The 12,035-nt window shown below is 56.9% G+C and carries 8 protein-coding genes and 1 pseudogene; 8 read left to right on the plus strand and 1 reads right to left on the minus strand.

All coding sequences use genetic code 11. The annotated features are described in order from the left end of the window. Window positions 1-180 precede the first annotated feature (180 nt). The 6 genes from FP026_RS16400 to FP026_RS16425 all read left to right on the plus strand — a co-directional run bounded on the left by FP026_RS16400 (window position 181) and on the right by FP026_RS16425 (window position 6,837). Window positions 181-1,509, plus strand: coding sequence for a dicarboxylate/amino acid:cation symporter (locus tag FP026_RS16400; protein WP_149635665.1), 1,329 nt, complete (start codon window positions 181-183; stop codon window positions 1,507-1,509). Window positions 1,510-1,803: 294 nt separating this feature from the next. Beyond that, a complete protein-coding gene (locus tag FP026_RS16405) occupies window positions 1,804-2,337 on the plus strand; it encodes an NUDIX hydrolase (RefSeq protein ID WP_149635666.1) in 534 nt (177 codons plus the stop codon). Between the two features lie 306 nt (window positions 2,338-2,643). Then, complete coding sequence (locus FP026_RS16410; RefSeq protein ID WP_149635667.1) at window positions 2,644-2,889, plus strand: helix-turn-helix domain-containing protein; 246 nt, start codon at window positions 2,644-2,646, stop codon at window positions 2,887-2,889. Between the two features lie 541 nt (window positions 2,890-3,430). Then, entirely contained in the window at window positions 3,431-3,997 is a 567-nt protein-coding gene (locus tag FP026_RS16415; RefSeq protein WP_188112590.1) for a DUF982 domain-containing protein, read from the plus strand. Between the two features lie 872 nt (window positions 3,998-4,869). After that, the gene (locus tag FP026_RS16420) at window positions 4,870-5,592 is read left to right on the plus strand and encodes an outer membrane protein (RefSeq protein ID WP_348642318.1); all 723 of its coding nucleotides are present in this window, start codon (window positions 4,870-4,872) and stop codon (window positions 5,590-5,592) included. A 54-nt stretch (window positions 5,593-5,646) separates the two neighbouring features. Beyond that, window positions 5,647-6,837, plus strand: a complete 1,191-nt coding sequence (locus tag FP026_RS16425; RefSeq protein WP_149635669.1) for a Hint domain-containing protein — start codon at window positions 5,647-5,649, stop codon at window positions 6,835-6,837. A 65-nt stretch (window positions 6,838-6,902) separates the two neighbouring features. Here FP026_RS16425 and FP026_RS30955 read toward each other — a convergent pair. Further along, window positions 6,903-7,442 (minus strand): annotated as a pseudogene (locus FP026_RS30955) (IS5/IS1182 family transposase); the annotation flags it as partial. A 386-nt stretch (window positions 7,443-7,828) separates the two neighbouring features. Here FP026_RS30955 and FP026_RS16440 point away from each other — a divergent pair. Together FP026_RS16440 and FP026_RS16445 are read left to right on the plus strand one after the other, a co-directional pair. After that, entirely contained in the window at window positions 7,829-9,628 is a 1,800-nt protein-coding gene (locus FP026_RS16440) for a Hint domain-containing protein (RefSeq protein WP_149635671.1), read from the plus strand. Window positions 9,629-9,805: 177 nt separating this feature from the next. Next, complete coding sequence (locus FP026_RS16445; protein ID WP_149635672.1) at window positions 9,806-11,956, plus strand: glycosyltransferase; 2,151 nt, start codon at window positions 9,806-9,808, stop codon at window positions 11,954-11,956. Window positions 11,957-12,035 lie beyond the last annotated feature (79 nt).

Consider the following 12,035-nt stretch of genomic DNA (forward strand, 5'->3'; position numbering starts at 1 on the left):
CGCACATGCTTCAAGGCATGCTCTCGCACCGATATTTTAAATCTAATAAAATCAAATAATTAAGTTAATACTCTTCAATTGGCACGCATGTTGCAAGGCCAAATGGAACAGTCGGAGGCTGTTGAATTCTAGTCGTCGCCCGGAGGGCCGAGAGATCGGTTGGGCTTAATGGAGGACATCATGATTGCTCCCATCGCTGCCGCCGAAACGCGCGGTAAACTTCCTTTTTACCGGCATCTCTACGTGCAGGTCCTGACCGCCATTGCCGCCGGTATCCTGCTCGGCCATTATTATCCCCAGTTTGGAGCATCGCTGCAGCCGCTCGGCGATGCCTTCATCAAGCTGGTGCGCATGGTGATCGCGCCGGTCATCTTCCTGACGGTCACGACCGGCATTGCCGGCATGTCGGATCTCAAGAAATTCGGCCGCGTCGTCGGCAAGGCGTTCATCTACTTCCTGACCTTCTCGACCCTGGCGCTGATCGTTGGTCTCATCGTCTCGAACGTCGTGCAGCCGGGCGCCGGCATGCATATCAATCCGGCGACGCTCGATACGAAGGCTGTCAGCAATTACGCGGCTCAGGCCCATGATGCGACGGTCGTCGGCTTCCTGATGAACATCATTCCGGACACCATCGTCGGTGCCTTCGCCAAGGGCGATATCCTTCAGGTCCTGTTCTTCTCGGTGGTCTTTGGCATCGCGCTCGGTGCCGCCGGCGAACGCGGCCGTCCGGTTGTCGATTTCCTGCAGGCGCTGACCACCCCGATCTTCCGCATGGTTGCGCTGTTGATGAAGTTCGCGCCGATCGGCGCCTTCGGCGCCATGGCCTTCACCATCGGCAAATACGGCATCGGCACGATCGCCAATCTGGCCTTCCTGATCGGCACTTTCTACGCCACGTCGCTGCTGTTCGTGCTGGTCGTACTCGGCGCCGTGGCCCGCTATAACGGCTTTTCGATCCTGGCGCTGATCCGCTACATCAAGGAAGAGCTGCTGCTCGTGCTCGGCACCTCGTCGTCGGAGGCCGCACTGCCGGGCCTGATGAACAAGATGGAACGTGCCGGCTGCAAGCGTTCTGTCGTCGGCCTCGTCATCCCGACGGGCTATTCCTTCAATCTCGATGGCACCAATATCTATATGACGCTGGCGGCATTGTTCATCGCCCAGGCAACCGATACGCCGCTGTCGCTCGGGGACCAGATCCTGCTGCTGCTGGTGGCCATGCTGAGTTCCAAGGGTGCCGCCGGCATCACCGGCGCGGGCTTTATCACGCTTGCCGCCACTCTTGCCGTCGTGCCTTCGGTTCCGATCGCTGGCATGGCGCTGATCCTCGGGATCGACCGCTTCATGTCGGAATGCCGCGCTCTGACGAACTTCGTCGGCAATGCGGTTGCCACGATCGTCGTCGCCCGCTGGGAGAACGAGCTCGACCAGACCAAATTTGCCGCCGCCATGGCGGGGCAATTGAGCGAGGAAATCGAGGCGCCTGCGTTGCAGGCGGCCGAGTAGGCTTCGCTTCATCTTCCCAAGCGCGAAACGGCCCTCTGCGGGGCCGTTTCAGTTTCGACAGCCGGGCGGTCACAGTTTCGTGTATCGACCGCGACAAGCCTTGCAACTGCCCTCATCAACAGCAGGCTTCATAAAACTGTCACTGCAACGGCTCACAGCATCACACTGACAGTTGTGTATTTCGGCAGAGCCGCAGGATAGGAGGGCAGCGTGTCGCAGACGAATTTTGTGAGCGCACGCCTGCCGGCCTTTGGGTGGATTTGCCTCTATCGACCTTGTCGCGGGTAACCGCCCATGGCGTCTTCAATATCAGCGCAGCATAAGGCCTTGAGGCATTCGGAGAGTTTCCTGTCAGAACTTGCTTCCCATGCGGATGCGCTGCTTCATGGCCGCGTCCACGAACAATATGCTGCGATCTGCTACAGGAAAGAAGCCGAACGCGACGATGCGGTGATGCTTGTCGTCACCAGCCGGGAAAGCGGACGCTGGGTCGTCCCGAAGGGTTGGCCGATCAAGGGCAAGAAACCGCATGAAGTCGCAGCCATCGAGGCTTATGAGGAGGCAGGCGTGCGCGGAAAAGTGAAGAAGAAGCCTTTCGGCTACTTCACCTATCTGAAGCAGCTTGCCGACGGCAATCGCGTTCCTTGTATCGTCGAGCTGCATCTGCTTGAGGTCGACCAGGTGCTTCAGGATTTCCCGGAGCGAGGCCAGCGCCGCGTCGAATGGGTCTCCTTCATCGAAGCGGCCAATCGCGTGCGCGAACCGGAACTCAAGGGCCTCCTACTCGCGGCCGAACGAAAGATACGCAAGGCAAGGGGCAAGAAGTAACCATCGCCGGCGTGGGTGGCTCCCATCCATCGGATCTCGTGGCAGTGAACGATCGCGAAGGCCTCCAGCAACACTCGGCCATTTTGTAACCGTGGCGTGCGGCGGTATCACTCAATATTAAAATACGACATGAGCCGAGAGCCAGGCGACGGGCAGCTATGCGCTTCCATGCTTGCCCTTGCCGCATTGATGCCTATATTGACCCAGCGTTCGGCCGCGTCTGTTTAGGTCGATATGCCTCATGGCTGCAATAGCTGCCTTCACCCGGCAACGAGCTGGCCGGCGGACTTTGGAAGGAGAAATTTCATGTCCATTACTCCGAATAATATCGATAGTTCAAAGGCTTCTACCGTACCTCATGGTGAAATCGCAGCTGCCGTGCGGCAGGCGCGTGAAGCCATCGGTTATACGGTTGACGATCTGTCTGAAACCTGTGGTCTCACCAGTGAGGAAATCATTGAAATCGAGGCCGGTGCGGAGGCGGATTCGGCGAAACTTCGCCGCGTTGCCACCGCATTGCAGGTTCCGCCATCGACTTTTTTCATCGTCTGAACAAGCGGCGCACTTCGGTGCGCCCCTTCAATTTCGCCTACGGAAAATTGTAGGACATCGGTTCCTGTTCGCTTGCAATGTGGCCGCGCATGACATCGCGCAGGGCGATGCCCATTTTCTCGTATTCCTTCCCACCTTTGTTCTGCAATCCGATTGGCGTGAATGCTCACTCGTTCAGTCGGCCGATCTGCGGAGCGCATGTGTTTCGACTGAGATCCGATGAAGGCGGTTGGCGGTGCTCGGTTGAGTGCCACCAGAGCATGTCCGTAACCACGTAGCTATAAGACGTGTGGCTTGGCTCATATGCAAATCCGTTCACGGAACCTTTAGGCGAAAGCCTTCATAATTATACATGCTAAAGTAAGTCAGAAACGGTTCCATGGCTGGTATTCGCAGTTTTTGTTTTAGGGATACTGGTCAAACTCACTTTAGAGCTCTACTTCTGTCATGTTAAATTGCTAATTTAAAATAGTAATACTTTTGTCGATGCAGCATATTGCGCCTGCGTAGGTCCGTGGTGGGCTGGGGTTGAGGACGCTAATTGGGGCACATTGGCATGGGGCGGAATATTAAGGATTTTGGTACCGACCCTGATATCGGCGAACGGTTTGTTCGCTCGAATCCCTTAGAAACTTCTGGTCCTCGACATCTGGAAGATAATTTGACGAAGTCGCAGGATCGGCCAGCCGCGAGCGCAAGCGATCTCGGACGCACAGCCGCGGAAGATGATGCGCCAAGGCCAGGCGATATCGCTCGCGACATGAAGCTGCTGACCAAACTGGTCATGAAGCGAAGATGCGAAGGGATCGAACGAGCTGCCCTTCACGAGCGACAGGATTTCTCCGGCGAGGATTCCGACAATCTCCGAAACCTTACGTTCGAGCCGGTCAAAATCAGCCTCGACGATGATGGCGAAGTTCAAATTGTCGATTCGGTCATGCGCGCTGTGGAGTGCCTCACGACACAATGGCCGGTGCGCTACGGAGAGGCATTCGAAGACGCGCTCCAGACCTGCATTGACGGCGTCGCGGGCAGGGCGTCGCCGAAGCAGGTTCGAGCGGCGTTCATCGCGGCCGCTAAGGTGGCCGGCATCCTCGTGACGTTCTGAACGAAGAGCAATTCGCAGTCTTTCGGCGAAACCGACCGTCCATTCGTCAGCCTGGGCCGTGCTGCCCAAAAGCCGATCGAGCAGGAATTGGCCTTGAGAATACGAGGAGGTCCGGCCGATGCACGTTGCAGGCGACCGAACCTCCCGACCATCGCAATTTGGCGGTTGCGATAGCTGCAAAGATGTGGCCCGCCACTGCCGTATCGTCCATACGGGAAACGACGCGAGAAGTCTGATTGCGCCTGACTTTGGAAAGCCGACATTAGAGTAAGCAACAACCTAACACCTGGATGCTTGTTTGTTTCGCAACGTCACAGCGTCCGGCCGATGTCGCATGATGCTCGCGCCAGGATTGCCCGGAGGCAGTTTTGCTGGATCCTTGGTGAAGATGACGAACAGAGCGCATGGAAGTTGGGAGGCTCGAGGTACCTTCAAGGGTCCGCCCCGTCGAGCCTCCCACTGCAGCGGATCGGTGTCTGCAGTAGCAGCAAAAACCTGCGGATTAGTCCGGCGTCTGTCCATATCGAAAGCGACAGCGCGCATCGGATTGCGTCATCCCTAAGTCCTCGCAAACAATCGGCTTTCTCTGATCGAGAAGGATGTCGTGAACTATTGCATGCTTATTCCGGGATGCCTGGAACGACGCGGTGTGAAATCGATTCATCACCATTGAGGTCAACGGGGAGGTTCAAAACGGCTTCTCCGCGACTCCAAAGTAAAGATGAAGTCGTAATTCAATACATATTGCGACAATTCTATACAAATAAAGCATACATTTCACAAATATATATTAGATACGGCGTATTTACAGCTATAATCGCGTCTATATTATGGCTGCGACGTGAACTTTCGCAAGTTACATGTTGAATCTCGTGAATTCCTTCGAGGAGAGTTTTCGAATGCGCAAAATTTTGGGGTCCACCGCTTTCATTTTGGCAACGGCAGCGGCGAGTGCGGTTTATGCGGCCGATCTCTCAGTTTCGACGCCACCACAGGCTCCGGTTGAGACAGCACCGGTATTTTCATGGACCGGCTTCTATGTCGGTTTGAATGCAGGCGGCGGTTTTGGTGGCAATGACAATGTTGGTTTCCACTCCTTCGGGAGCTATCTCGGCAAATTTGGCAAGCTCGAGGGTTCGGGTTTCCTCGGCGGTGGCCAGATCGGCTACAACTACCAGGTCGATCCTAACTGGGTGATCGGCCTCGAAGCCGATTTCCAGGGCGCAGACATCAAGGATTCCTTCAGAAGCGATATAGCGAGCGCTTCATCGAAGATCGACTGGTACGGCACAGTACGTCCCCGCATCGGTTATTCTTACGATAACACCTTGTTTTATGGCACCGGCGGCCTTGCCTATGGCCATGTCAACTACAAGGGCTCCCTGGCCGGCGTCGGCAGCTTTGACGACGACAAGACCAAGGCCGGTTGGACGGTGGGCGCCGGTATCGAACATGCCTTCACCGATCATGTCACTGCTAAACTCGAATATCAGTATGTCGATTTCGGCAGCAGCAACATGGGCGGGGATGCCCTCAACTCCAAAGCCAGCCTTGATTTCCATGCCGTTCGGGTCGGTCTGAACTATAAGTTCTGACTGTAAATTTTGCCTTGAAAGATAACATGTTAATCTATTGGAGAGGATAATAACATGGCTTTGATTGGCATCAACCTAATTAACAACGGCACGACCACGATTGATAGTAGCAACGCCGGCACTCCCTCGGACACCATAGAGCTCAATCTGGTTGCCAACGGTACGGTGATCGTTGATGGCGTAAACGTCGATATCAGCAGTATCGTCGGTATCGCCGCGGCTTCAAATACGACGATCGAAGCGATCAACGGTGCGAATGTGACCATCGATGCCGGCCTCGCAAACGTCGAGGCCGGTTCGACCTATACTTACGCAATAGGTGCCAATTCGGGTATTACAGTGGATTCAGGCCTGCTTACTGTCGATCTTTTGAACGGTGTTACCGTGGATTTTGCCAATGCAAACGGTAGCGGGCTGTTCGCATACAACCCGGGCAGCATCAGCTTGAACCTCTCGACCCCGCCGAACGTCGTGAACGTTCAATCGGGAGACAGGGTCGAGGTGGTGGGCTCGAACGTTGTCTCCCAATCCGGCAATACCGTCACCTTCTTCGGTGGTCTGTTGAACGCGATACCGTTAGGCTCCTATACTATACCGGCCGGTATCACCTACACCTACGATCCGAACACCGACACACTGACGTTTACGAGCTGCTTCCTGCGCGGCACGCTCATCCGCACACCGGAGGGAGATGTACCAGTCGAGGATTTGCGGGTCGGCGATCTCGTGGTCACCCACAAGGGCGTTGCGGAAATCAGATGGGTCGGACGGCGGCGGATCGATCCGAAGGCGATCGACAAACCGCGCGATACCCTTCCGGTTCGCATACAGGCAGGCGCCCTTGCCGAAAACGTCCCCTCCCGGGATCTTTACGTTTCGCCGGACCGTTGCATGTTTCTGCAGGAGTCGCTAATTCCAGCGAAGTTCCTCCTCAACGGTACGACGATCACCCAGGAAGCGACGCTGGTGCCGTTCGAGTATTACCATATCGAGCTCGAACAGCATTCGATCATTCTTGCCGAAGGCGCACAGACCGAGACCTATCTTGCTCTCGGTGGTCGTATGTCTTTTCTCGAGCCCGGCGTATTGCGGTTCGGTTCTTTTGCAAACACGGCGACGCGCACCTGGAACGACTGGTGCTATCCGCCGGTCTATGCTGGCAAGGTGCTCCAGCAAGCCCGCATGTCTATTGAAAGGCGGGCGGAGGACATGGGCTATCGCGTTCGGGAGGCCGAAGCATCCTGACAGAAGAATAGCGCGACAAGACGATGCTGTTTCGTCCTATTTACTAGGCGGTGGAGACGATTTAACTATTTAAGCCATATGGCGATAGCAACGAGTTTGAGAAGCCATGAAGTTTGCAAGCAACTTATCGTAGCGGTTTCCACGCGACGGAACTGTTTGAGCTTGTAGAAGAAGCGCTCAATGCGGCTGCGCTCCTTATAAAGTCCAGTGTCGTAGGCTCGCTTAGTTTTACGATCTCGGGATGACGATTTCAGTTCCCGCTTTCTCCAGCATCTCGACGAGATCATGGGCGGTGGCATGGATCTTGGTGGTCAGCCCGCCCCGAGATCGACCTAGGCCCCGGCATCCGTCCCCCTTTGACTTTGGGTGGGCCCGGCGGCGTGTTGATGGGTACACACGATCGTCGAATCGATCATCAGCCATTCGAGATCTGCTTCACGAGCAAGCGCCGCAAGCACATCGTCCAGCACGCTCACGTTGATCCAGCGATAAGAGCGCCCCTTTACAGAACGCCAGCCGCCCGGATGCTCGGGAAGGCCACGCCAGCGGCGGCCGGAGCCAGCCATCCATAAAAATGCATTGGGAAACAATCGGCTATTGATCCGAGAAAAAGCTGGCGAACGATCCATCGACAGCCTTTAAACGGTAAGCGAGGTACCCCGATGGACGCTGTACCCATCTCACAACCAGAGGCTATGGTGCGTGTGAGTCCGCCTCGGAAAATCAACTCCGCTTCGGAGAAAATCAGGAAATATCTCTATTAGACTATGATTATAGAGATTTTGTCGCGTTTTATACTGTTGTGACGGGATCGGTGTGGCAGTGGCGGGATTGCCCGGACAAGACTGCCGGTAGTCTTTGCATGCTCTGGCGTTGCTCACGTTACGGCGTTGGGAAGGAGATGTGCGAAGGGCGGAAGCTCCATCGTCCCACGCGATGAGGGTGAGCATAGACTAGTTCTAAACTCGTTTACTTTAACGGAGCAAGAAACATGGCGGAAGGCAATTATAGTGCTACCACTGCGAGTGGCGTACAGTATAATCTGGTCTACGACCCGGGCGTGCTTGGGGTGGGTGCAAATTATGACCTTACCATCACCAACCCGGACACGACGACAACAGTTGTAAGCAACATCGCGCCAGGCAATGTTGCGACGCCGGTTAATGGCACCAGTTCGCTGTCTATCCTCTCGGTCCTTGGGAACACCAACTATGTGGTGGCCCCCGGCGCGACGGCAACCGTCAACATTACCGCTGCGCTATTAGGCTCGTCCACGGTCTATGTGGGCGGCAACGCTACCATCAATTCGGGCATTAGCGCCCTGAGCAGCATGACCGTCATCGTTGACGGCGGCACCGCCACCGCTGCCGGCGGCTCGGTCCTCGGAGCGCTGAGCGGCTTGACTGTCGATATCGAGAATGGCGGCACGTTCACCAACGGAACGGCCTTGGTGAGCGCGCTGAACGGCACGACCATCAACTTCGGAGCCGGTGGGGGTACGTTCGTCGCGAACGCCGGCGGCGCGGTTCTCGATCTTTCGTCCACGACCATCAACAGTTTCGATGCCGCAACGGACAAGATCGAGTTTCAAGGGCTGGCCGGATCGGTCGATCACTACACCATCACTTCGAGCGGCGGCTCGCAGACGATCAGCCTTTTCGACAGCAGCAATAATCCGCTCGGAAATGTCAGTGTTGCCGGCACCAGTTTCACGACCGGCACTTTCATAGCCGGCCAGGCGGGTCCGCTGACAATCACCGCGAATGGTGCGGCGATAGACATTACTCCGGTGGCAACACCCTGCTTCGTTTCCGGAACGCGTATCCTCACCGCGCGCGGCGAGGTCGCCGTCGAAGATCTGAGGGTTGGCGATCTGGCGATCACGGCGACCGGCGAAGCTCGGCCAATCATTTGGATCGGCAACAAGCGGGTCGAGCGGCCGGTGCGCAACGAGTGGCCGGTCCGGGTTCGTGCCGGCGCCTTCGGCGATAACCTGCCCGCTCGCGATCTGCTGCTGTCCGGCGGCCATGCGGTGTGCGTGGACTTGATGGGCGAAGTGTTCGTGCCGGTCGGCGAGCTGGCCAATGGCGCGACGATCGTCCGCGAAGAGTGGCCCGAGGTCACATATTGGCACGTGGAGTTGGAAAGCCATGATGTGCTGATGGCCGAGGGCCTGGGCTGCGAGAGCTACATGGAAGTAGGCAATCGCGCTTTCTTCGGCAAGGCTTATGGTCGCCTTGTCGAGGTCGACGCCGCTCAGCGTGTGGCCGAAAGCTTCACCCGTTATGCCCGCCCCTTCGTCGACCGCGGTGTCCTCGTCGAGGCGATCCGCGAGCGGTTGATCGCGCGGGCTGAGACACTCGGCTGGAGTCAGGCTGCGGATATGGACCTGCATATGCTGGTCGACGGCAAACGCGTGGAGGGGCAGATCGACGGCGACCTCGCTCGGTTCATCTTCCCGGCTTCTGCCAAGACGGCGACCCTGGTGTCGCGGACCTTCTCTCCCGGCCGCGAGGTTCGTGCGCTCGGCGTGCGGTTTGAGAGCCTGCGCATCTTCGATGGCCTCAAGACCGACCATGACGTTGTCTTTGACGGCCTCGTCGGCCTCCATCCGGAAGAGCTCGCTGCAGGTTGCAACTGGTCCTGGACCAATGGTCATCTCGTGCTGCCGGCCACGCTGTGGGCCGATTGCAAGGGTCACGTGATCCTGCGCCTGACGGGCTATGCGGAAGCCGGCCAACCTTGGGTGGCGCCGGAAGAAACGGGCGTCGCGGGGCTCCGCGCCGCTTGAGGAAGGCCCACCTTTGGGCTGCCGACAGAGTGAGGAGCTGTTCAGCAGCCGGAGACGGATGGGATAGACCTCTCCGTCTCCGGTAGGAACCGGCGGAGTTGCGAGCGCCGACGAACCATCGCCGAAATCCCCTTAGCCATCGCGATCAACCTGACCCAACGAACCGGGCGAGATTTCATGAACATTTTTCGCAGCAAGGATGAAATGAGAAACGTCGTGGGTGAGGCTGACGTGGCGCGGGATTCGAGACTGTGGCAGAAAGCGGCCGACTTGTATGATGAGCATCTGCGGACCAATCCCGAGGACACAGGGATATGGGTTCAGGCGGGAAACTGCCTCAAGGAAGCGGGTGACTACCGTGAGGCAGCCAAGCGCTACCAGAAGGCGCTTGAGCTCAGCCCTGATGATTCCGACATTCACCTGCAGCGCGGGCACCTGCTGAAGGTCATGGGTCGCACGGGCGAAGCAATCGAAAGCTACAAGCGCTCGGTAGAATGCAACCTCGGCAACCATGACGCCGTCATCGAACTCGTGGCCGCGGGCGCCGCCGGCGATGTCTTTTCCGATTTCAGCGCCGAGAGCGAAAAAGCGGTGAAGACCATCTGGCTCGACGTCACCGACCTCATGGAATATGCTCAGCACAATAAGAGCCTGAGTGGAATTCAACGCGTCGTTGCCAACCTGGTCCTTCATATCGAGTCCGGTATTTTCAAGGATTACCGCGTTATCCCGGTGATACCGGAGTATGATCGCCATCGGATTCTCGCCGCGAGCCCGGCGGCACTTGCAACGCTTGTTCGCCAGTTCGACGTCCCGATTGTCGATCGCGGCATGGTCGATAAGGCGATTGCCGCCGTGTTCGACGCGCGCTTCGAAGTTTGGCCCACGCAGGATGATATATTCGTCGTTGCGGGCGCTTTCTGGATCTATCCGCATTACGACGCCATGCGGAAGCTTCGTGAAAGGGGCATGCGTTTCTGCGTATTCATTCACGATCTCATTCAGATCCGGAATCCCGAATATGTCCAGCAGGCGGCCGTCGACAAGTTCCAAAAACAGCTGATCGATGTATTCTCGGTTTGCGATTTCGTTCTGGCGAATTCAGAATTCGTCGCGTCCGAAATAAGAGCCTATTTCAAGGAGCGTCTCAACTTCGAGTTGCCCGTCAAGGCTATTCCGCTTGCTACAGAACTGCGGAAGACACAGAAGAAGACCAGGATACTCAATACCAACATCCTCGGTATGGCGGAGGAGGAATATGTCCTCTGCGTTGCAACGATCGAGGTTCGCAAGAATCATATGTACCAGATCCGCATCTGGGAACGTCTGATCCGCGAACTGGGCGACAAGGCACCGAAACTCGTATGGGTGGGCAAATGGGGTTGGCAGATCGATGAACTGCGGCACCATCTGGCCGCCCACGGCTATGTCGGGGACTGGCTCTACATCTTCAACGACATCTCGGACGACGAGCTGGAATATCTATACCGGCATTCTCTGTTTACAACCTATACGAGCTTTGCCGAAGGCTTTGGTCTGCCTATTGGTGAGAGTCTGAATTACGGCAAGCCCTGCATCGCCTCCAACGCTACCTCGATGCCCGAGGTTGGAGGGCATTTCGTGCGCTATATTAGTCCTTACAACGTCGAGGAGGGCTATAACATCTTCAAGCAGGTCATTGTCGATCGCAACGATCTGGCCGACTGGCAGCGCGATATCGAACAGAATTTCGTGCCCAAATCGTGGGATGCATTCTGCTCCGAGCTGTTCTCGACGGCGATCGACATGAGCGTTGGCCTTGGAGACCAGCCTGGGCTTTTGAATTGCAGCCTGCCTCGCAACACAATCATCGAAGGTGGCGACACGGCACTGTTGCGCATCGCTGCCGAAGGCCGACGGATCCTCACCTTCCGCGCAGCGCGGGACTCAGGCTGGTTCGCTATGGAAGATTGGGGCGTTTGGGCAAGCCAGCGCCGCTCCCGGCTGGTGTTCGATAGCGAACTCACCGAGGGTGAAAGCGTGCGCATCTACCTCGAGGCGAAATGTCCGGCTCACAGCCAGAACATCGTCGTTATTGCCGATGCCGGAGGCGAGACGTGCTCTTTCCAACTCGTCGAGCGGCCGACCTACATTTCGTTCGAAGGCATCGTCGGGTCGCACGGGAAAGTTACGGTCAATCTGCTGACGCGGGGCAGATTTGGCGATACCGGCGATCGGTCATGCCATCTCGGGCTCTCAGCCGTTGCGTATTGCGACGGGGCGGATCCACTGGAACGAGTGGGCTTGTTGGAGAAAGTCATGCTCCAATCGCAGCTAGGCCGAAACTGATCGATGCCGTCCGTTAGGCGGCTTGGTCCGCTTCAATTCCGAAATTGATCAGTATCTCGATCTCGGAGATTAATGCTGT

The sequence above is a fragment of the Martinezella tropici genome (assembly GCF_008370325.1).
Taxonomy (GTDB): Bacteria; Pseudomonadota; Alphaproteobacteria; order Rhizobiales; family Rhizobiaceae; genus Rhizobium; species Rhizobium tropici_B.